The organism is Plantibacter flavus, assembly GCF_002024505.1.
GTDB lineage: Bacteria > Actinomycetota > Actinomycetes > Actinomycetales > Microbacteriaceae > Plantibacter > Plantibacter flavus_A.
This window is the reverse complement of sequence record NZ_CP019402.1, coordinates 337061-358110: the sequence shown is the minus strand read 5'-3', so window position 1 is coordinate 358110 and position 21050 is coordinate 337061. Positions and strand designations below refer to the sequence as shown.

23 protein-coding genes are annotated in these 21050 nt (G+C 70.3%); 10 read left to right on the top strand and 13 right to left on the bottom strand.

Features of this window, described 5'->3' with window-relative positions; translation table 11 throughout:
* Positions 1-19: 19 nt before the first annotated feature.
* The gene (locus BWO91_RS01655) at positions 20-514 is read right to left on the bottom strand and encodes a GNAT family N-acetyltransferase (protein WP_079000799.1); all 495 of its coding nucleotides are present in this window, start codon (positions 512-514) and stop codon (positions 20-22) included.
* A gap of 177 nt (positions 515-691) precedes the next feature.
* Here BWO91_RS01655 and BWO91_RS01650 point away from each other — a divergent pair, with 177 nt between their 5' ends.
* On the top strand, positions 692-1627 hold the full coding sequence (locus BWO91_RS01650; RefSeq protein WP_240555635.1) for an alpha/beta hydrolase fold domain-containing protein: 936 nt from the start codon (positions 692-694) through the stop codon (positions 1625-1627).
* 73 nt (positions 1628-1700) lie between these two features.
* Here the strand turns inward: BWO91_RS01650 and BWO91_RS01645 are convergent, their stop codons facing one another.
* Positions 1701-2012: a metalloregulator ArsR/SmtB family transcription factor gene (locus tag BWO91_RS01645; RefSeq protein ID WP_064295846.1), complete on the bottom strand. Its 312-nt coding sequence runs from the start codon at positions 2010-2012 to the stop codon at positions 1701-1703.
* 65 nt (positions 2013-2077) lie between these two features.
* On the opposite strand from BWO91_RS01645, the gene BWO91_RS01640 reads away from it, so the two are divergent.
* Complete coding sequence (locus BWO91_RS01640; RefSeq protein ID WP_079000795.1) at positions 2078-2977, top strand: NAD-dependent epimerase/dehydratase family protein; 900 nt, start codon at positions 2078-2080, stop codon at positions 2975-2977.
* Between the two features lie 51 nt (positions 2978-3028).
* Here BWO91_RS01640 and BWO91_RS01635 read toward each other — a convergent pair whose 3' ends face one another.
* A complete protein-coding gene (locus tag BWO91_RS01635; protein ID WP_079000793.1) occupies positions 3029-4087 on the bottom strand; it encodes a LacI family DNA-binding transcriptional regulator in 1059 nt (352 codons plus the stop codon).
* A gap of 167 nt (positions 4088-4254) precedes the next feature.
* Between BWO91_RS01635 and BWO91_RS01630 the strand changes: the two genes are divergently transcribed.
* On the top strand, positions 4255-6693 hold the full coding sequence (locus BWO91_RS01630; protein WP_079000791.1) for a glycoside hydrolase family 2 TIM barrel-domain containing protein: 2439 nt from the start codon (positions 4255-4257) through the stop codon (positions 6691-6693).
* A gap of 60 nt (positions 6694-6753) precedes the next feature.
* Here BWO91_RS01630 and BWO91_RS01625 read toward each other — a convergent pair whose 3' ends face one another.
* Complete coding sequence (locus BWO91_RS01625) at positions 6754-7509, bottom strand: SDR family oxidoreductase (RefSeq protein WP_079000789.1); 756 nt, start codon at positions 7507-7509, stop codon at positions 6754-6756.
* Between the two features lie 100 nt (positions 7510-7609).
* On the opposite strand from BWO91_RS01625, the gene BWO91_RS01620 reads away from it, so the two are divergent.
* Positions 7610-8455 (top strand): helix-turn-helix transcriptional regulator, encoded by an 846-nt coding sequence (locus BWO91_RS01620; RefSeq protein WP_079000787.1) that lies wholly within the window; start codon positions 7610-7612, stop codon positions 8453-8455.
* Positions 8456-8476: 21 nt separating this feature from the next.
* On the opposite strand, the gene BWO91_RS01615 is transcribed toward BWO91_RS01620, so the two are convergent.
* Positions 8477-8893 carry a hypothetical protein gene (locus BWO91_RS01615; protein WP_079000785.1) on the bottom strand — a complete coding sequence of 139 codons (417 nt, stop codon included), beginning with the start codon at positions 8891-8893 and terminating at the stop codon, positions 8477-8479.
* A gap of 43 nt (positions 8894-8936) precedes the next feature.
* Entirely contained in the window at positions 8937-9329 is a 393-nt protein-coding gene (locus BWO91_RS01610) for a hypothetical protein (protein ID WP_079000783.1), read from the bottom strand.
* A 121-nt stretch (positions 9330-9450) separates the two neighbouring features.
* On the opposite strand from BWO91_RS01610, the gene BWO91_RS01605 reads away from it, so the two are divergent.
* Complete coding sequence (locus tag BWO91_RS01605; RefSeq protein ID WP_079000781.1) at positions 9451-10263, top strand: isocitrate lyase/PEP mutase family protein; 813 nt, start codon at positions 9451-9453, stop codon at positions 10261-10263.
* A gap of 13 nt (positions 10264-10276) precedes the next feature.
* Here BWO91_RS01605 and BWO91_RS19525 read toward each other — a convergent pair whose 3' ends face one another.
* Together BWO91_RS19525 and BWO91_RS01600 are read right to left on the bottom strand one after the other, a co-directional pair.
* Positions 10277-10435, bottom strand: coding sequence for a hypothetical protein (locus BWO91_RS19525; protein ID WP_153303345.1), 159 nt, complete (start codon positions 10433-10435; stop codon positions 10277-10279).
* 13 nt (positions 10436-10448) lie between these two features.
* Positions 10449-11081 carry a Type 1 glutamine amidotransferase-like domain-containing protein gene (locus BWO91_RS01600; protein ID WP_205847561.1) on the bottom strand — a complete coding sequence of 211 codons (633 nt, stop codon included), beginning with the start codon at positions 11079-11081 and terminating at the stop codon, positions 10449-10451.
* A gap of 108 nt (positions 11082-11189) precedes the next feature.
* Between BWO91_RS01600 and BWO91_RS01595 the strand changes: the two genes are divergently transcribed.
* The 4 genes from BWO91_RS01595 to BWO91_RS01580 all read left to right on the top strand — a co-directional run bounded on the left by BWO91_RS01595 (position 11190) and on the right by BWO91_RS01580 (position 15734).
* On the top strand, positions 11190-12074 hold the full coding sequence (locus BWO91_RS01595; protein WP_079000780.1) for a hypothetical protein: 885 nt from the start codon (positions 11190-11192) through the stop codon (positions 12072-12074).
* A gap of 172 nt (positions 12075-12246) precedes the next feature.
* Positions 12247-13170, top strand: a complete 924-nt coding sequence (locus BWO91_RS01590; RefSeq protein WP_079000778.1) for a pentapeptide repeat-containing protein — start codon at positions 12247-12249, stop codon at positions 13168-13170.
* Position 13171: 1 nt separating this feature from the next.
* Positions 13172-13705, top strand: coding sequence for a hypothetical protein (locus BWO91_RS01585; RefSeq protein ID WP_079000776.1), 534 nt, complete (start codon positions 13172-13174; stop codon positions 13703-13705).
* A gap of 133 nt (positions 13706-13838) precedes the next feature.
* The gene (locus BWO91_RS01580; RefSeq protein ID WP_079000774.1) at positions 13839-15734 is read left to right on the top strand and encodes an FAD-binding monooxygenase; all 1896 of its coding nucleotides are present in this window, start codon (positions 13839-13841) and stop codon (positions 15732-15734) included.
* Positions 15735-15737: 3 nt separating this feature from the next.
* Here BWO91_RS01580 and BWO91_RS01575 read toward each other — a convergent pair whose 3' ends face one another.
* Positions 15738-16784, bottom strand: a complete 1047-nt coding sequence (locus BWO91_RS01575; protein WP_079000772.1) for an NAD(P)-dependent alcohol dehydrogenase — start codon at positions 16782-16784, stop codon at positions 15738-15740.
* Between the two features lie 46 nt (positions 16785-16830).
* Here BWO91_RS01575 and BWO91_RS01570 point away from each other — a divergent pair, with 46 nt between their 5' ends.
* A complete protein-coding gene (locus BWO91_RS01570) occupies positions 16831-17403 on the top strand; it encodes a TetR family transcriptional regulator (RefSeq protein ID WP_079000770.1) in 573 nt (190 codons plus the stop codon).
* A 16-nt stretch (positions 17404-17419) separates the two neighbouring features.
* Here BWO91_RS01570 and BWO91_RS01565 read toward each other — a convergent pair whose 3' ends face one another.
* The 4 genes from BWO91_RS01565 to BWO91_RS01550 form a co-directional block, all read right to left on the bottom strand.
* Positions 17420-17641 (bottom strand): hypothetical protein, encoded by a 222-nt coding sequence (locus BWO91_RS01565; RefSeq protein WP_079000769.1) that lies wholly within the window; start codon positions 17639-17641, stop codon positions 17420-17422.
* A 9-nt stretch (positions 17642-17650) separates the two neighbouring features.
* Complete coding sequence (locus BWO91_RS01560; RefSeq protein WP_079000768.1) at positions 17651-19027, bottom strand: acyltransferase family protein; 1377 nt, start codon at positions 19025-19027, stop codon at positions 17651-17653.
* A gap of 118 nt (positions 19028-19145) precedes the next feature.
* Positions 19146-19814: a response regulator gene (locus BWO91_RS01555; RefSeq protein ID WP_064295829.1), complete on the bottom strand. Its 669-nt coding sequence runs from the start codon at positions 19812-19814 to the stop codon at positions 19146-19148.
* Positions 19811-21049: a sensor histidine kinase gene (locus BWO91_RS01550; protein WP_240555633.1), complete on the bottom strand. Its 1239-nt coding sequence runs from the start codon at positions 21047-21049 to the stop codon at positions 19811-19813. The genes BWO91_RS01555 and BWO91_RS01550 overlap by 4 nt, the downstream gene beginning before the upstream one ends.
* Between the last annotated feature and the right edge of the window lies 1 nt (position 21050).

The window sequence follows — 21050 nt, the reverse complement described above, 5'->3', positions numbered from 1 at the left end:
GCTGCTGAGCTGCTGAGCGTCAGCGGAGCGGGCGGGCGTAGCAGAGCGACATCGGGATGACCTCGTACGGCGAGTAGATCGGGATGGGTTCGTAGCCGAGCCACTCGTAGAGCCGCACGGCCTCGGGCTGGCGGTCGCCGGTCTGCAGGATGAGTCGGGACGCCCCCTCGGCACGGGCGGTGTCCTCGACGGCGGTGATCAGGCGCTTCGAGACACCCCGGCCGCGGTGAGCCGGGAGGGTGACGACGCGCTTGAGCTCCCATTCGCCGTGCAGTCGGCGCAGGGCGGCGTGGCCGACCGGCTCGCCGTCGATGAGGGCCAGGAAGGTCGCGCTGATGTCGGCAGGATCGACGGTGAACGCGGTCAGCGCTCGCTCGGCGGCCGCCGGGTCCCAGTCCTCCCAGGCCGACGCGTACCGGGCGTCCATCTCCTCGTCCATCGCGGCGCGGAGCCGCACGGCCCGCTCGTCGTCCCAGGCGACTCGCTCGATGACGACGGGGTTCAGCTCGGGCATGCGGTTCCTTCGGGACGGGCTGCTGCGGCGCGATCGGCACGTCGACGCCGTCTGCCAGTGTCCCACGCGAAATCCGCACCGGCCCCGCCAAGGGCGATCCGGCCCCGCCAAGGATCCGGCCCCGCAGCGACAGAGCAGAGCGGCGATGGGGACTCCTGCCCAGCCTGCGCTGCTAGCGTGGCGATCCCCAGAGAACCCGTCAACCGCGGAGGCACCGTGCTCACCATCCCAGGCGTCGTCGTCGGCCCCGCCCTCCGACTCATCCGGGCGAACCGGGCCTTCGTCAGCGAGGCCGGAGCGCGCCGCCGGATCCGGGAGCGCACCCTCAGGCCGGTGTCCTACGGTCCACCCGGCACCCTCCGAAGCGATGTCCGGGTCGACGTCGAACGTGTCGGAGACTGGCCGGTGTACACCGTGTCCCCCACGCGGCGACCGACGATCGGCGGGGTCGTGTACGCGCACGGCGGCGGCTGGGTCGGCGAGATAGCACCGCAGCACTGGACGCTGGCCGCCACCATCGCCGCGGAGACCGGCGCCGTGGTCACACTTCCGATCTACCCGCTCGTGCCCTACGGCACGGCGGCCGAGGCACAGACCGGCGTCGTCGAGCTGGTCCGGCGCAGCATCGAGCGGCACGGGCCGACCGTCCTCGCGGGCGACTCGGCCGGCGGTCAGATCGCACTGTCGGCTGCGCTCCGACTCCGGGACGAGGGCGTCGTCCTACCGATGACCACCCTGTTGTCACCGGCGCTCGACCTCACCTGGAGCAACCCGCGGATCCCCCTCGTGCAGCCGAGTGACCCCTGGCTGGCGACGCCCGGCGGACGCGTGTTCGCGGAGCACTGGCGCGGCGATCTGGACATCACCGATCCGACCGTGAGTCCGCTCTTCGGCGACCTCGCCGGGCTCGGGCCGCTCACGGTCTTGAGCGGGACCCGCGACGTCCTCAACCCCGATGCCGAGGTGCTCGTCGAACGAGCCGAAGCGGCCGGCGTCATGGTCGACTACCACGAGGGCGCCGGACAGTTCCACGTCTGGGCACTGCTGCCGACCCGTGCCGGACAGGCCGCCACGCAGACGATCGTCCACAGCGTCACGCGCGGGCTGCGCTGAGTCGCCCGAAACGGCTCGAGATCGCGGCGGAATCGAACACGTTCGGGCGACTCAGGGCCGGATCGAGACCAGGCTACGCGGTCCGGCGCTTTCGGACCTCACGCAGGACCATCTGCTCCGGGCACACGGTGGACAGGAAGTCGCCAACCGAGAGAGCGAGGCGCTCACCGACGAGTGAGTAGAGGATGCGGTTCGCGTCGCGGCGCTCCGAGACGAGGCCGGCCTGGCGCAGGACGCTCAGGTGCCTGGAGATGGTCGGACCGGTGGCGTCGAAGCGTGCGGCGATCTCCCCCGCGGCGAGCTCACCGTCTTTGAGGTCCTGCAGGATCTGCCGTCGCGTCGGGTGAGCGAGCGCGGCGAAGATGTCCGACGCCGTATCTGCCATGTTTGCAATCTAGCACAATTGCGATATACAGTTTCGCTATATTGCTAACAAGCGAAGGAGACAGCATGCGAGTGGCCATTACCGGTGGGACCGGGTTCGTCGGACGGCACCTCGTCGAGCGGCTGCGGCACGACGGACACGAGATCGTCGTCGTCTCCCGACGCACCGGCGTGGAGATCGACGACGTCGAGGCGTTGACCGCCGCGTTCGCCGACTGCGACGCGGTCGCGCACTGCGCCGGGATCAACCGCGAGCTCGGTGATCAGACCTTCCAGCGCGTGCATGTCGACGGCACCCGGGCGGTCGTGGACGCGGCCCGTCGCGTCGGCGTCGGTCGGATCGTCCTGGTGAGCTTCCTCCGCGCGCGCCCCGACTGCGGCTCCGGGTACCACGAGACGAAGTGGGCTGCCGAGGAGATCGTGCGGGGCTCGGGTATCGCGCACACCGTCCTCAAGTTCGGCATGATCTACGGCGCAGGCGACCACATGGTCGATCACGTCACCAAGGCCGTCCGCACCTTCCCGGTGTTCGCGACCGTCGGCTACCGCGAACGCCGCGTGCGTCCGGTGCCGGTCGCGGACGCCGTCGACGTCCTCGTCGCAGCGCTCGAGGGCCGGGTGCCGGAGCCGACCGTCGCGGTCATGGGCGCCGAGGAACTCGAGCTGGGTGCGGCCGTGCGCCGGATCGCGCACGTGGCCGGACGCCGCCCGCTGTACGTCCCGGTCCCCGTCTGGACGATCCGCTTGCTCGCACGCGCGGCGGAACGCCTCATGAAGACGCCGCTCGTGGCGAAGGCGCAGGCGCAGATGCTGGCCGAAGGGGTGAGCGAGGCGGCTCCACCGGCACCGGAACTCCCTGCGGACCTCCGTCCCTCACGCCGCTTCGACGAGTCCCGGATCCGTGCCGCGCTCCCCGTCGGCCGCTTCACGCTCCACGACCTCCGCCTGTCGCGCTCGTCCCGCTGAGTCGCCCGAAACTGCTCGAAATTCGGGCCGAAACGCACAGATTCGGGCAACTCAGGGCGTCGAGGGCGGGACCGGCCCCGTCGACTCCCGCGCGATGAGCGTCGTCGCGAGCTCGAGGTGATGGGAGAACGGCCGCTCGCCGGCATGCAGGCGGAGGGCGGTGTCGACCGCCGCCCGGCCGATGTCGCGCATCGAGGTGTGGACGGTCGTCAGGAGCGGAACGGTCAGCATCGCCGAGTAGGTGTCGTCGTAACCGACCACGCTCACGTCCTCCGGCACCCGAAGTCCGGCCCGCAAGACGGTGCGCACGACCGCGAAGGCGTCGGCGTCGTTGGACGCGAACACGGCGGTCGGCGGATCCGAGCTGGCCAGCATGCGCGCGACGGCGTCCCCGGCGGTCCCCATCCCCTCCTCGGAGACGAGGTCCGGATCGAGCGGGATGCCGGCCCCGCGAAGTGCTTCGCGGTACCCGACGGCGCGCGCCCTCAGGCCCGGATTCGCCGGGTTCCCTCCGACGAAGGCGATCCGCCGGTGGCCGAGATCGAGCAGGTGCTCGACCGCCTGCTGCCCGCCGGCGGCGTGGCTCGAGCCGATACTCGCGACCGAGCGGTCGAGCGGATCAGGCGAGTCGACCGCGACGAGCGCGATGCCCGCGTCGAGGCACGCGTCGACGACGTCGGCGGCGATGGGGGTCGTGACGACGATCATGCCGATCGCACCTCGCGCCGCGACGCCGTCGACGAAGCCGCGGTCGAGCGCCACCTCGTCTCCGGTCGCATCCGTGGAACCGAATCCGGAACCGGGCGACAGCACCCGCGTCACGAGGTCGATGTCCGACCGCTGTGCCGCGGCGACCATGCCGTCGAGGACACGGAGGGAGTAGACGCTGTGCAGGGTGTCGAACACGACGTGGATGCTTCGTGGAGCACCGGGGATCGACCGGGGTGTCGGGCGGTACCCGAGCTCGCGCACGGCCACCTCGACCCGGGCACGGGTCGCCTCGGACATGCCCGACCGACCGTTGATCACCTTCGAGACGGTCGCGATCGAGACTCCGGCGTGCTCCGCGATCGATGCCAGCGTCGGACCCGTCATCGGCGTTCGTGCCATGGAGTCCCCTCCCTCGTCCCGCAGCGGGCAGCCGTCGGTCGCGCCCAGCCTAGCGAAACTGTTTCGAGTCGACGCGTTGACGATGTCACTCGGCCTCACTTACCGTCGAAATCACGGCGCGCGACGCCGAAAGACTTTCGTCACCCCGATCTGCACTGGAGCACGTCATGACCACCATCCCGTTCACCGCCGACTGGATCGTCCGCGCACCCCGAGGCCCGTTCGCCGCCGTCCAGGGCGGTGCGGACGACTCGCTGACCGTGACCCTCCCGCACGACGCCCTGCGCGACGCCGAGCGCTCGCCGGAAGTACCCGCCAAGGGAGGGGCCGCCTACTTCCCCGCCGGCGCCTTCAGCCAGGTCAAGACCTTCGAGGTCCCCGCCGAGTGGTCCGGTCGCATCGTCCGGCTCGAGGTCCAGGGCGCGTTCCGACACGCGATGGTGTATCTCAACGACGAGTTCGCCGGCAATCGTGCCGACGGCTTCGCGCGCTTCTTCGTCGAGCTCACCCCGTTTCTCCGCTTCGGCGAGACGAACACGCTGCGCATCGAGACCCGCGCAGGACAGGACTCCCGCTGGTACGCGGGCGCCGGCCTCCACCGCCCGGTCCTCCTCCATGTCGACGAACCCACGCACGTCGAGCCCGACGGCGTCCGCATCACGACGGTCCGGATCGAGGACGACCAGGCGGTGCTCGAGGTGGCGACGACCGTCGTCAACCGGGGTCTCACCAGGAGTGCGCGCGTCCTCGCGACGGAACTGGCCGGCCCCGACGGAAGCGTGGTCGAGGGCGAGCGCACGCCGGTCACCGTCGCGCCAGGCGGTAGCGCGCTCATCCGCCAGCGGCTGTACGTGCCGGACCCGGCCCTGTGGAGCGTCGACTCACCGGCGCTGTACTCGGCGCGGACATCGCTCGAGGTCGACGACCGGCCCGCCGACGAGGCGGCCGTCGTCCGCACGGTCCACGGCATCCGCACGGTCACGGTCGACCCGCGGAAAGGTCTCCGCATCAACGGCGAGCCGGTGCTCCTCCGCGGCGCCTGTATCCACAGCGACAACGGTCCGCTCGGTGCAGCGTCGATCGCGCGCGCCGAGGAACGGCGTGTCCAGCTCCTCAAGGACGCCGGCTTCAACGCAATCCGGGCGGCCCACAATCCGGCGTCACCAGCCATGCTCGACGCCTGCGACCGCATCGGCATGCTCGTCATGGACGAGGCCTTCGACATGTGGGGCCGGGGCAAGACGGACCACGACTACTCCCTCGACTTCGCGCAGTGGTGGCGGGCCGACCTGGAGTCGATGGTGGCGAAGGACATGAACCATCCGAGCGTGATCATGTACTCGATCGGCAACGAGATCGTCGAGGTCGGCACCCCGCACGGCGCGATCCAGGCGCGGGAACTCGCCGAGCACGTGCGCTCGTTGGATCCGACACGACTCGTGACGAACGGCGTGAACGCGACCCTGGCCGTGCTCGACGATCTGGACGGCATCATGGCGTCGGACCAGGGATTGAACGAGCTGATGGGCGAAGCGGGCGCGAACATGATGAGCCTCATCGGTTCCTCCGACGCCGTCACGACGCGCACCGAGGAGTCCAGTGCAGCCCTCGACGTCCTCGGCCTCAACTACGCGGACGGCCGCTACGCGAGCGATGCCGAGCGGTTCCCGCATCGCGTGATCGTCGGCTCGGAGACCTTCCCGACCCAGATCGGCGACCTCTGGCCGCTCGTCGAGGCGAACCCGAACGTGATCGGCGACTTCACCTGGACCGGCTGGGACTACCTCGGCGAGGTCGGTATCGGTGCGACCTCCTACGCCGAGGACCCCGAGGCGAACGGCGCACTCGAGCGCGAGTTCCCCTACCTCACCGCATGGTGCGGCGACTTCGACATCACCGGCTGGCGGCGGCCGGTGTCGTACTACCGGGAGATCGTCTTCGGTCTGCGGTCCGAGCCGGCCATCGCGGTGCTCCGACCGGAACGGCACGGGCAGACGATCACGATGCAGTCCCCGTGGGCGTGGAGCGACTCGGTCGACTCGTGGACGTGGCCCGGTTTCGAGGGCGCGCCGGTGACGGTCGAGGTCGCCGCCGACGCCGACGAGGTGGCCCTGCTGCTCGACGGTGTCGAGGTGGCGCGAGGCCCGGTGGGTGGACGCCGGCCGAAGCTCGCCGAGTTCGAGACCGTCTACCGGCCGGGCATGCTCGAGGCGGTCGCGTTCCGCTCGGGCGCGGAGGTCGGCCGCACTGCGCTCGTCTCCGCCACCGGCCCGACCAGACTCGTGGCGACCGCAGACCGGACGACACTCCGCGCCGACGACACCGATCTCGCCTTCATCGCGATCGAGCTGCGTGACGCGGCCGGCGTCCTGGTGACCGGCGCCGACCGCGAGGTCTCGGTCAGCGTCACGGGCGCGGGTCGGCTCGCGGGCTTCGGAACCGGTGCCCCGAAGACGACCGAGCGCTTCGACGCGACCACGCGCACCACGTTCGACGGACGGGCGCTGGCGATCGTCCGGCCGAGCCGGGCCGGCGCCATCACCGTGACGGTGAGCGGTGCCGACCTCGACGACGTCGTCCTGGATCTGGAGGCGGCGGCTTACTGAGTCGCCCGGATCTGCACGATCTCGGCCTGATTTCGTGCAGATCCGGGCGACTGAGTCCGCCTAGTGCGGGTCGAGGCGGTTGAGCATCGCGACCGTCTGGTCGTACTCGCCGCGCACCTCGGCGTAGCGGAGGAACTTGACGTTCTCGACCTGGATCTCCGTGGCGTCGGGCTGCGACTCGATGAGGCCCATGACCTCGTCGGCGAACGCATCGCGGGGCATCGCGAAGTCACTCTCCTCCTGGCCGGGCATGAGCGAGGTGCGGACGGCCGGCGGGACGAGCTCGACGACGCGGACGCCCGTGTCCGCCAGCTGGAGGCGGATGGACTCGCTCAGCATGTGGATGGCCGCCTTGCTCGCGTTGTAGGACGGCGTCACCCGCAACGGGGTGAAGGCGAGCCCTGACGAGACGGTCATGATCGTCGCGTCCGGTCGACTGCGGAGCTGCTCGATGAACGCACCGATGAGCCGGATGGGCCCGAGGACGTTCGTCGTGATGATCTCCTCAGCGGTCGCGACGAAGTCGGAACCGGTCCAGTCCTCCCCGCGCATGACGCCGGCCATCGTGATGAGCACGTTCAGCTCCGGGTGCTCCGCGATGACCTGCGTCGCCGCGGCTTCGATGCTCGCGGGGTCGGCCGTGTCGATCCGCACGGCGTGGAGGCCGGGCTCGTCGGCTGCGATCGACTCGAGGAGTTCGGTGCGTCGCCCGCCGATGATGACGGTGTTGCCGGCTGCGTGGAGGCGTCGTGCGAGAGCGAGGCCGATGCCGCTCGTCGCGCCGGGGATGAAGACGGTGTTTCCGGTGATCTGCATGCATCGAGTCTCCGTCGGCGACGACGGCCGCACCAGGGTCCGGCCATCCATGGATCCGCGATCCCTGGATCGCCTGGCCGCGGAGGCGGATACTGGCGGGATGGATCGCCAAGCGCTCGCCGACTTCCTCCTCCGACACCGATCGACGTTGCAGCCCGCGGACGTCGGTCTGAGCAGCGGATCCCGGCGACGGACGGCGGGGCTCCGACGCGAGGAGGTCGCGCAGCTCGCAGCGATGTCGACCGACTACTACGCGCGGCTCGAGCAGCAGCGGGGTCCACAGCCGAGCACCCAGATGCTGGGTTCACTCGCCCGCGCCCTCCGGCTGAGTGCCGAGGAACGCGACTACCTGTACCGGATCGCCGGGCACAACGCTCCGACCCGTCTCGCAGCGACCGACTACGTCGCGCCGGCACTCCTGCGCGTCCTCGACCGACTCACCGACGCACCCGCGCTCATCCTGTCGGCGCTCGGCGAGACGCTCGTCCAGAACGATCCTGCCCGGGCGCTGTTCGGTGATGCGAGCCGGTACCGGGGTCTGGAACGCAGCGCGATCTACCGCTGGTTCCTGCACCACGAGGAGCGCGAGCGATACCCCGCCGAGGACCGGGACAGGCAGAGCCGAGCGCAGGTCGCGTCGCTGCGTGCGGCCTACGGCTCCCTGGGGGCGCAGTCACCGGCGGGCGAGATCGTCGAGGCACTCTCCGGGCACAGTGAGGAGTTCCGGCGACTGTGGGCGACGCACGAGGTCGGGCGGCGCTTCGAGGACCACAAGGTGCTCATCCACCCAGAGATCGGCCCCATCGAGCTGGACTGTCAGGCCCTGTTCACCGAGGACCAGTCGCAGGCGCTGCTCGTCCTCACAGCCGCGCCGCATACCGAGGCCGCAGGCAAGCTCAAGCTCCTCGCCGTCCTCGGCACCCAGACCTTCGAGGGTGCGCGGTAGCGGAGGCGCCGGCCGAGCGGTTCAGGCCGTCGGTGCTGTCCGCAGCTTCCGACGCCGGACAGCCCCGCCGATCGCGACGCCGACGACCCCGACGATCACCGGGACGACGAGCCCGAGGACGACGACCGCGAGGAGCGCCAGGACGAAGCTCGGCATCAGGCCGCCGCCGATCAGGTCGACCACGAGCAGTGGGATGAACGCCAGCAGGACGAGCCAGGCGAGACCGGGCTGACGCGACACCGCGAGGATGCCGACCGCAAGCCAGACACCCGCACCCCAGAGCAGGAGGCCGAGGACGAAGCGCCAGGAGTCGTACGCCTGGTACGGCAGGAGTTGCGGACCGGGAGCGGCCAGATCCGGGTTGCCGATCACGACCAGCGAGGCGACCACGAGGCCGACGGCGGCGAGCACGAGGGCAAAGACTCCGAAGACACGCACGGCTACCTCCTAGGGGACGACGGACCGCGCACCTGCGGACGGGTCAACCATACGGGCAGGGTGCCATGCCAACGGGTCGAACGCCCCGGCGCTGAATCGACCCGGCAACGATCGCTGCGACCAGCCCCGTCACCAGGAAGGCGATCGCCACAGCCATTCCCTGGGTCGCCGACCAGTCCGTCGGAGGCGTCGCGACCGTGCCGCCTCCGACCATCGGGTACACACACTGATACCCGAACGGAAACCAGGAGAGTTCCAACGCCGGCGCCGGGTTCTCCGCGACCAGAGCACCTGCCGGAGCGTTCTGACACAGCCCGCTGTCGCCTGGGTACGCGTCCACCTTCACCAGAAACCAGGTCGCTGCCGCGATCAGTACCGCCGTGACGACGGCGATCGCCGCGTACACGTAGCCGAACACCACGAAGATCCGGGACATGCCCTACGGTACCGCGACGCATATCACCGCGTCGCCGGCGGGAAACGGCACCAGACGGGGAGGCGCGGTCTGTCAGGCGGCCGCAGTCGAACGGCCAGGCGAGATGTGCTGGACTTGCCTGATGACCACACCGCTCGAACGCGCGCTCGCCCTGCAGGCGATGCACGTCCCCGGAGACCCGCTGATCCTGCCGAACGCCTGGGACGTCGCCTCCGCCCGCGCCGTCCTGGCGTCCGGCGCCCGCGCCATCGCGACGACGAGTGCCGGGGTCGCCTGGTCACTCGGGCACCGCGACGGGAACGAGCTGACCCGCGACGTCGCACTCGACACCGTGCGACGGATCGCATCGTCTGTGTCCGTCCCGCTCACCGCGGACATCGAGGGCGGCTACGGGGAGACACCGGACGAGGTCGCCAGCACGATCGCCTCCTGCATCGACGCGGGCGTCTCCGGGGTGAACCTCGAGGACTCGCTGCGCCCGATCGAGGAACAGGAACGACGGATCGCGGCAGCGCGGTCCGCCGCTGACGACGCGGGGGTCCCGCTCTTCATCAACGCCCGCATCGACACGCATCGACTCGGCGACATCGGAAGCGACCGCTGGTTCGACGAGACGGTCACGCGAGCCGCCTCGTATGCACGGGCCGGCGCGAGCGGGATCTTCGTGCTCGGCGCCCTCCGAGCCGACACGATCGAGCGGCTCGCCGATGCGACGACCCTGCCGCTCAACGTCGCCTTCGGCCCGGGCACACTGTCGATCAGCGAGCTCGCGAGAGCCGGAGCGAGTCGTATCAGCGCGGGTTCGTCGATCGCGGAAGCCGCCTACAGCCTCGCGCAGCAGTGGGCGACGGCGATGCTCGAGACGCCCGATGCGGCTCCCGCATCACCGCCCACGCTCGGCTGGGCCGCACTGAACCAGCTCATCCGGGACTGAACCCCCGGCGGGATCAGCGGGACACCGACCACACGCCACGGATCGCCTCGAGCTGTCGGTCGATCGTGAAGCCGGAGACGTCCAGGACGACGTCGACCTCCGGCGGCGACGCGAGCAGGTCGTGCAACGGCTCGAACTCGGCGTCAGTCAGATACGCGGGGCGTCGCAGCACGTGCTCGCCGGCCTCACGGACTCGACGGGATCACCGTCGCCGTCGCGCCGTCGATCAGCAGGGCCTGATCGTCGCGGAGCGGGACCAGCGGGTAGTCGTCGGCGTACTGCTCCAGCGTCCGGCTGATGAGCTCCGGCGGGTACGGCGGCAACTGGCCGTCGGCGTGCGGGATCACCGTTCGGTCGATCAGCGCGAGCCCGGCGAGGCCGGTGAGTGTCGGGCCGTCGGCAGGGTCGTCCAGGAGCGAGGCTGGGGTGGCGTCCGGTCCGGCGATGATCGATCCGGCGCTGGAACCGATGTACGGCAGGCCCGCCCGCACGTGCCTCGTGATCACCGTGTCGTTCCCGGAGCTCCGCAACGCCTCGAGCAGGGCGAAGGTGCTTCCACTCGCGACGTAGACCGCGTCCAGGTCCGCCAGCGTGCGGTCGAGGTCGGCAGGCGCGGTCTCGCGGACGGTGACCCGGACGACCTCGTGGCCGAGGGCCTCCACCGACTCGCGCTCGGCGCGGACGAAGGGAGCCTCGGCGAACGCCACCTGTGCGTCGTCGACGTACCCGAGTCGCAGCCGACGACCCGCCGCATCGGTCGACTCGGCGAGGAACGGCGCCATGGCGCCCGGTTGGCGGGACAGCAGGAGGATCTTCACGGAGACACGCTAGAAGATACCGCCGACACGGCCGCTCCGGGCCTGTACCACCATCACCGCGAATGCGCGGGATTGGACCGGCTCCCGTGGCTGTGCTGGAGTGGACGTATGACATCACCGCAGGTCCTGGACCGGGAACAGGTCCGCGCCGCCGTGGACGTCGAGCAGCTCACCGAGGAACTCGGTGCAGCACTCCGCTCGTACACGGGCGAGGGTGCGCCGCAACGCATCCGCGTCCCGATCAACGACAACCTCACGGCCATGGTCCTCGTGCCCGGTCGCCACGAGGGCATCCCGGCCTACACGGTGAAGGTCCATGCGAAGAACCCGACCGCACGCGAGGCCGTGCACGGGACCATCCTGCTCCACCGCCTGCCCGACGGCGCCCTGTTGTCGATCATGGACAGCGGCTGGCTCACGGCACAACGAACCGCGCTCAGTGCCGCGTACGTCCACGACCACCTGACCGCAGCCGCGACACCGGGACCGGTGGCGATCATCGGAGCCGGCGTCCAAGGGGCGACCTTCGCGCGAGCCCTGCAGCGTCGACGCCCCTCGGTCGGATTCCGGATCCACGACCCGGATGCCGCCCGAGCCGAGTCACTGCGGGCCGAGCTGGGCGAGGGCTCGACGGTCACGGCGACGGTCGAGCAGGCGTTGACGACGGCTACCTCGGCGATGACCGCGACCTGGGGACGCCGGCCGGTCGCCGAAGCCGCGGCGCTCGCGGCTTGCGAGCACATCACGGTGCTCGGCATGGACGAACCCGGCAAACGCGAGCTTCCCGAGGAGACCCTGGCGGGTGCGACCCGCTACGCCGACGACCCAGCGCTCGTCGAGCCGATCCTGCAGCGACCGACCACGCCGATCAGCCTGGTGCTCCGGGGTGAGCGGATCGCCCGGTCCGCGCACGATCGCACCGTCTACCTCGCCGTCGGCCTGCCGATGCAGGACTGCGTCGCAGCCTGGCACGTGCACAACCGGGCGGGGTAGCCTGAACACAGTGAACCGTTCTTCCGCTCTGTGACCCAGAGGCCTTTCAGCGACACCCGTTCGCTCCTCCCACGAGGGGCGGTGATTTCGTGCGCCCGGAACGGGAGCTCCCTGCGGAGTTCCCCTGCACCCCGGCCTCCACTCGAAACCACTCCGGAAAGAACACCCACGCATGACGTCCATCGACGCTTCCTCCACCCCCTCCGACGGCCGCTCGGCGCTTCGCGCGAACTGCGCTGACTGCTTCGCGCTCTGCTGCACCGCCTTCGGGTTCCAACGATCGACCGACTTCCCGATCGACAAACCAGCGGAAACGCCCTGCCTCAATCTGGCGGACGACTTCTCCTGCACCATCCACGAATCCCTGCGTCCGAGAGGATTCCGCGGGTGCACCGTCTTCGACTGCTTCGGCGCGGGCCAACTCGTCTCGCAGGAGCTCTTCGGCGGCACGAGCTGGCGGGAACGCCCCGACACGAGCGCCGAGATGTTCGCCACGTTCTCCGTGGTGCGCCAGCTGCAGGAGATGCGCTGGTACCTCGTCGGAGCCGCCGAGCGGACGACCGCGTCAGACCTGATGGCGCACATCAGCCGGCTCCGTACCGGGATCCAGCGGACGCTCGACGGTGGCACCTCCGAGGTGCTCGCCTGCGACGTCGATTCCCTCCGCGCCGAGGTCCGGCACCTGCTGATCGACGTCAGCGAGGAGGCGCGGGGAGGGTACCTGGCCGACACCGCACCGGACGACGACCTCCGCTCCTCGGCGGACCTCGCCGGCCGCGACCTGCGCGCTCGTCGACTGTGCGGAGCCGACCTGCGCGGTGCGGTCCTGATCGGCGCAGACCTCCGCGGAGCGGACCTGGCGGGCGTGGACCTGCTCGGTGCCGATCTCCGCGGTGCACGACTCGACGGGGCCGACCTCTCGGACGCCCTGTTCCTCACCCAGATGCAGCTCAACGCGGCCCGAGGTGACGAAGTGGCTCTGCTCCCCACCACCCTCGACCGACCGGGTCACTGGACTGGCCCCTTGCCCGCCTTCCCGACGGATGGGGAGTTGTCCCCGTGGGCCTCGAGCACCCATCCCCGATACCGTCGATGACATGATCCGGAAGAACCGCACCCTCGCACTCGCCGCACTCGTCTCCGCAACCGTCGGGATCGCCCTGACGGGCTGCTCGAGTCCGCAGCAGGCACCCGACGACGCCCTGGCGCTCGGCACGGGCGTGGCGGTCGAGGTCGGGACCGGCGTCGAGATGTCGTTCGCCATCGACGACGTCCGGGAGGGGAAGCTCAGCGACCTCGCCGACATGGGTGTCCAGTCGAGCCCGTCGGACGAGGGGAAGACTCCGTACTTCGTCACCTATTCGGTCACGCTGACGGACGGCGACATCAAGGACGCCGACCGATCCGCCCTCCCGGTGCCGACGACGGACGAGTGGAAGCTCAGGGGCACGGGCACCTACCAGCCGATCCAGGTCGTGGGCCAGTTCGACTGCACCCCGGACGGTAATGCCACGGCGGGGGTGTCCCCCGACGCCCCGCTCGTCGCCTGCCAAGCCTTCCTCGGCGACGAGGACGCCCTGCCCACGGTCATCGAGGTCAAGGACCTCGGCACCTGGACGACGAAGGACTGAGCTCCCGCGACTCGAGCTGCACCTGCACCGGCGAACGGTCTTCCACCGTGCGCCGGTGCAGGGTAGTGTCTGCCGTGCGATAAGCGAACAGCCTGTTCCATTATCGAATTCTTGACGATGAAGTGAGGAATCGATGCAGTTCCACCACCACGGCTATGTCTCCGGTGATCCGCGGGTCCTGCCTGCAGCGGGCGTCGGGGTCGATCGACCCGACGAGCTCCCGGACGAGGTCGACGTCCTCATCGTGGGCAGCGGGCCGGCGGGCATGATCGCGGCCGCGCAACTGTCCCGATTCCCCTCCATCATCACGCGTATCGTCGAGCGCCGACCGGGACGCCTCGCCATCGGCCAGGCGGACGGCATCCAGGCGCGCAGCGTCGAGACCTTCGACGCCTTCGGCTTCGCCGAGCGCATCACCGCCGAGGCCTATCGCATCACCGAGATGGCGTTCTGGCAGCCCGACGCCGAGGACCCGGGTCGGATCGTCCGCGGCGCCCGACCACTCGACGACACCACCGGCGTCAGCGAGTACCCGCACCTCATCGTGAACCAGGCCCGCGTGCTCGACTACTTCGCCGAGTACATGGCGAACGCCCCGACCCGGATGCGCCCCGACTACGGGTGGGCGTTCCAGGGACTCGAGATCGACGACGATGCGGAGTACCCCGTCGCGGTCACGCTGCTGGACACGAGCGACGAGTCCTCCGGCGCGACCAGGACCGTCCGCACGAAGTACGTCATCGGAGCCGACGGCGCCCGGAGTGCCGTCCGCCAGGCGATCGGGTGCACCTTGGCCGGTGACCAGGCGAACCACGCGTGGGGCGTCATGGACGCCCTCGCCGTCACCGATTTCCCCGACATCCGGACGAAGTGCGCCATCCAGTCGGGTTCCGGCGGCAGCATCCTGCTCATCCCCCGCGAAGGCGGGCACCTGTTCCGCATGTACGTCGATCTCGGCGAGGTGCCGTCCGGCGGAAGCGAAGCCGTGCGGTCGACCTCGATCGAGCAAATCATCGACCACGCGAACACCATCCTGAGCCCCTACCGGCTCGACGTGAAACACGTCGCCTGGCACAGCGTCTACGAGGTCGGCCATCGCCTGACGGACCGCTTCGACGACGTCCCGATCGACGAACTCGGCTCGCGCACACCGCGTGTCTTCATCACCGGCGACGCCTGCCACACCCACAGCGCGAAGGCCGGGCAGGGGATGAACGTGTCGATGCAGGACGGCTTCAACCTGGCGTGGAAGCTCGGCCACGTGCTCGAGGGTCGGAGCCCGGAGAGCCTGCTGGCGACGTATTCGGCCGAGCGTCAGGTCGTGGCCCGGGAGCTCATCGACTTCGACCGCGAGTGGTCGAGCCTCATGGCCAAGCGGCCGGAGGAGTTCGAGGACCCCTCCGAGCTCGCCGACTTCTACGTGCGGACGGCGGAGTTCCCGGCCGGCTTCATGACGGAGTACAGCCCGTCGGCGATCGTCGGCGAGGCGACCCACCAGCACCTCGCGGGCGGCTTCCCGATCGGCAAGCGGTTCAAGTCCGCCCTCACCTCACGTGTCGCGGACGCGAACCACGTCCATCTCGGACACCACGCGACGGCCGACGGACGCTGGCGGATCTACGTCTTCGCGGATGCCGCCTCGCCAGCGTCGGGCCGATCGGCGGAGCTCGCCGCCTGGCTGCAGGACGCACCGGAGTCACCGCTCCGCGCGGTGCCCGACGGCGTGCGGGCCGACGACTGGTTCGACGTGAAGATTGTCTACCAACAGCGCCACACCGACATCGACCTCGGCACCGTTCCGCCGGTGTTCCTACCGCGCGTCGGCCCCTTCGGCCTCGTCGACTACGAGAAGGTCTACGCCCGCCATCCCGACGTCGACATCTTCGCCGAGCGTGGCGTCGACCGAGCGGGTGCCGTCGTCGTCGTGCGGCCGGACCAGTACGTCGCCCATGTGCTCCCGCTCACGGCCACCGCGGAGCTCGCGGCGTTCTTCGACGGCGTGATGGGACGGCAGACGACGCACTCCTGATCGTCAGGCGAGCGCGGCGTCGATGTCGGCGAGGTCCAGCACGAAACGGTACCGGACGTCGTTGCGGGCCAGGCGATCGAGCGCGACGTCCACGTCGGCTGCCGGGACCACCTCGACGTCCGCCGTCACGCCGTGGGTGCCGCAGAAGTCGAGGAGGTCCTGCGTCCACCGGCGACCACCGCTCCCGGCCGACGTCAGACGCTTCCGGCCGAGGAGCAGGTCCATGGTCTCGATGTCGATCGGGCCGAGGTAGCCGAGCGAGCAGAGCGTCCCGTCGAGGTCGAGGACATGGAGGTACGGCGCGAGATCGTGCTCCACCGAGACCGTGTCGATGACGAGGTCGAGGCTGCCAGCTGCCGCAGCCATGGCGTCGGCATCGGTCGAGACCACCACTCGGGACACCCCGAGCCGCAGCGCGTCGGTCGCCTTGCCCTCGGAGGTGGTGAAGACGGTGACTTCGGCACCGAGCGCATAACCGAGCCGGACGGCGAGGTGTCCGAGACCGCCGAGGCCGACGACGCCGAGTCGCGTCCCCTCCCCGACGTCGTTGGTGCGGAGTGGCTCCCAGACGGTGATGCCGGCGCACATCAGGGGTGCGACGCCGGCCGGGTCGAGGGAGGTCGGGCGGTGGTAGACGAAGCTGTCGCGCACGACGTAGCGCCCGGAGTACCCGCCGAGCGTCGTACTGCCGTCGACGCGGTCACGGCCGGCGTACGTGAGCGTCGGGAACTCCACGCAGAAGTTCTCCTGGTCGCGCAGACACATCGTGCAGGTTCCGCAGGAGTCCACGATGTTGCCGACGGCGACGGCGTCACCGGGCGCGAAGGACGTCACGTCCGAACCGACCGCGACGACCTCACCGACGAACTCGTGACCGGGCACGAGTCCCGCCTCCGGGCCCGCGGAAGCCAGCGCGTGGAGGTCGCTGTGACAGACGCCGCAGTGCGTGACACGGACATCGACGTCGTCCGATCGGAGTTCCCGGCGTTCGATGACGGTCTGCTGGAGCGATCGAGGGGAGGCGGTGGACATGAGGGCGGTTGTGCGCATGCGGTCGATACTACCTACTAGTTGGTAGCACCGGTACACTCGATCGATGAACACCGCAGAACAGACTCGTCAACGCATCCTCGACGCCGCGACCGAGGAGTTCGCCACCCACGGCATCGCCGGTGCACGGGTGGATCGAATCGCCCAGCGCTCAGGCATGAGCAAGCCGATGATCTACGCCTATTACGGCGCCAAGGACCGACTGTTCGACGCCGTCTTCGACGCGCACGTCATCGCCAACGGCGATCGCGTGCCGTTCACGGCGGCCGAGCTCCCGGAGTACGCGGCGCGACTGTACGACGACTACCTCGCCGATCCCGCGCTCGCCCGCCTCGTCATGTGGAAGCGGCTCGAGCGCGAGAGCACCGGATACCTCTACAGCGGCCTCGAGGACCACGACCTCCGCCACCTCCGGGACATCGAGGCCGAGCAGCGAGCGGGATCGATCCGCGCCGACCTCGACGCCGCCGACGTCTGGGCGCTGCTCATCTCGACCGCGGCGACATGGGCGCAGGCGTCCATGACGGTCGTCGCCACGTCCACAGACGCACCCGATGTCCACGACCGTCGGCGCTCGGCGCTGGCTGCGACGATCCGCGCCGGCCTCTGCGGTCAGTGAGGCGACGCCGCCGCCGTCACCAGCTGTCGGGCGTCTGCTGGTGGTTCGTCGCGCCCGGCTTCGAGACGCGATCGCGCTGCGACCGACGTCCGCCGGCGTGCCGCGCAGCCGCGTCGCCGTACTGTTCCTGTCGGCGACGGGCGTCACGTCGCTGCCGAAGATGGTTCAGCACGAGCGCGAGCACGGACAGCACCACGAATGCGACACCGATGACGAGCGCCACGGTCCAGAACTCCATGGGCCCACCCTATGCGCCGGACGCTCCGACGACCTCTGCACCTGTCGCATCGGAGCGCAGCAGACGGATCGTCGGTCGCTCCGATCGCGAGGACGACCGCGATACGCGCAGCGCGGCGAGGATCGACAGTACGGCGAGCGTCGCGCTGGTCACCGAGGTGCCGGCCACGAGGAGGAGCACCACAGCAGCCAGCCCGAGGAGGACGGCGACCGTGATCCGGCCGCGCGAGTGCGTCGCCATCGGCGTCGGTACCGCCTCAATGCGGGCGAACACCGTCGCGACCAGCGCGGTCAGTGTCAGTGCCGCCCCCAGCCAGAGGGGTCGCCCGAGCCACCACCCGAGGCTGTCCGGCGCGGGGAGGGCGACGCCGGTCGTCAGCGCGAACACGGCGGACGCACCGGCCATGGTGAGGAGCACCGGCATGTGCCAGAGGTAGATCGTCATGGCGCGACGGGTGACGAAGTCGGTGACGAACGCGACCCGGCGATGCGCGCTCAGCCGAGTGAGTCGCTCGCGGACGAGCGACAGCAGTGCCGTGTGGGCGACGCCGACGAGAAGGAGCGCCGCGGTGGGCGGGTTGATGTTCGCGATGAGGTCACTGGAGTAGACGCCGGTCCACCAGGTGACGACGAGGACGACGACCGCCCCGACACCGGCGAGCGACCGGACACGTCGGCTGAGCGCACCGATCGAGCCGTCCGCCAGGAAGAACCCGAGTTGTTGGAGCGCGGTCCAGACGAGGACGAGGTTGATGAATCCGAGGGCGTCGACACCAGTGGCCGCACGCAGGACGTCGACCAGCACGGCCGCAGAGGTGAGCGACGCGATCGACCGGAGCGGTGCGCGCTCGTGAGCGGCGGCGAGCGCAGGCAGCAGTGCCTGGCAGAGCAGGAAGACGCCGAGGAACCAGAGTGGCTGGCCGAACCGGAAGCCGGCCATGGCGACGAGGTCGGCGGGGACACCGGCCAGGGTCAGCATCGCGAGGGCTACTCCCACGCAGCCGATGGTGACGACCGCGGGGAGCAGCAGGCGATGGAGTCGCGTGGCGACGAACGCCGTGGCCGGCGCACCGTGTGACCGGCGGCGTCGGTACGCGAGCAGGCCGGCGAATCCGCCGATGACGAAGAAGAGCGGCATGACCTGCAGAGCCCAACTGATCGGGGCGATCCAGGCGGTGCCGTCACTCGCGTTCTCGAACACGGGACCGGTGGCGGTCACCGTCACGCCGACCATCATCGCGTGCAGGACGACGACCCCGACGATGCAGCAGGCACGCACGAGGTCGATGCCGCGGTCGCGTTCGCCCCGGGTGCGATCGAGCCCGGTGCGGACCGGTCTGGCGCGATCCGTTCCGGCGTCGATCCGTACTGCGTGGGTGATGGCCATGTCGGTCCTCCTCGGTGGTGTCCGAGGAGGTTACGAACGCGGTACCCGAGGGCACATCACCCGGCGGTGTCGTCGCGCCCCGTACCCAGGGGTGAGGTGTCGACGCGCGGCGTCCGGGTCAGGACGGGGCGACGAGTCCGGTGTCGTAGGCGAAGATCACGGCCTGCACGCGGTCGCGCGCGCCGACCTTGGCGAGCACTTTGCCGACGTGGGTCTTCACGGTCTGCTCCGCGATGAACAGGGTCGCGGCGATCTCGCTGTTCGACCGCCCCTGGCCGATGAGGACGAGCACCTCGCGCTCGCGCTCGGTGAGCTCCGCCAGCCGCGCGGCACCATGCGAGGCACGGGGCTTCTGCGCGGCGAACTGGGCGATCATCCGCCGGGTGACGCTGGGTGCCAGCAGTGCGTCGCCGGCCGCCACCACCCGGACGGCGTGCACGAGGTCCTCGGGCAGCGCGTCCTTGAGGAGGAAGCCGCTCGCCCCGGCCTGCAGCGCATCGTAGACGTAGTCGTCGATGTCGAAGGTGGTGAGCATGATGATGCGAGGCACCTTCGCCGCCGGGTAGCCCGGGCCGAGGATGCGCTTCGCCGCCTCGATGCCGTCGAGCTCGGGCATGCGGACATCCATGAGGATGACGTCGGGGTCGAGTCGCGCCGACAGCGTGACCGCTTCGGCACCGTTCGCGGCCTGCCCTGTCACCCGGATCCCGTCGTGGGCGTCGAGGAGCGCGGCGAACCCGGCTCGGACCATGGCCTGGTCGTCGGCGATGAGGACGTCGATGGTCACTGGCGTTCCTTCGTCGAGCTGGGTCGGGGGCGGGATGGCATCGAGGTCGGTTCCCCGGTGGGTAGCACGGCCGTCACGAGCCAACCGCCGACACCGTCGGGGCCGGCGTCGAGAGTGCCGTCGAGGAGGGCGGCGCGTTCGAGCATGCCGCGGAGGCCGTGTCCGGCGCCGTGCTCCCCGGGGCTCTGCGCAGGGCCGTTGTGGATGCGCAGCTGCACTGCGGTCGCGTCGACCCGGACGTCGACGACGATGGGCGCGCCCGGTGCGTGTCGGACGGCGTTGCTCATCGCCTCCTGCACGATGCGGAACGCCGCGATCTGCACGGTCGGCGGGGCGGGCAGGGCGCCCTCGTCGCCGCGGTCCATCGAGAGGGTGATGTCGGCGCCGACGCGACGCAGCCCGTCGGCGAGCGCCGGGAGGTCGTCCAAGCCCTGTTGCGGAGCGAGTTCCGCGACCTGGTCCTCGGTGCGCAGGACGCCGAGCAGACGCCGCATCTCGACGAGCGAGCCCCGAGCGGTGGCGGCGATGTCGTCGAACTCCGCTGCGGCGTCCTCGGCGAGGCCGGGCACGCGGTACTTCGCCGTCGAGGCCTGCACCTGGATCACGGACATGCTGTGCGCGACCACGTCGTGGAGCTCGCGGGCGATGCGGGTGCGCTCCTCGACGAGCACGCGCCGGGACTGCTCGGCGGCGGAGGTCTCGCGCTCACGAGTCAGCTCCTCACCCAACCGCACCCGCCCGGAGATGAGCAGAGCCACGAGGTACGCCACCCCCGCGACGGAGGACGCGACGATGAGGTCCGCGGCCATGGCGGTCGCGTCGGCGGCGGACGGGACGAGGAGTGCCGCGACGAGCGAGCCCGCGATGCCGACGAGCAACGGGATGAGTCCCAGCAGCCAGCCGTGGAGGAAGGTGACGACGCCGACGAACACGGCGAAGGCGATGAGCGCGGGCACCGACCACGGCCAGGGCCAGACCGGGTCGTGGTCGGGCGAAGCGACCAGCGGGAGCACGAAGGCAGCAGCGGAGAACAGCACGATCGCGACGCGCGGGAGCACGACGGACAGGAGCGGCGCGCCGCAGACCGCGGCTCCGAGGAGGAACGACGCCGGGAGCACGGTGCCGTAGAGGAGGCTCTGGATCGGAACGAGGACGCTCAGCAGGACGACGCCGACGCCCGCGAGGACGAAGCGTCCGACGGTGCGGCGGGAGGTGCCGCGCGCCGTCCGATCCATG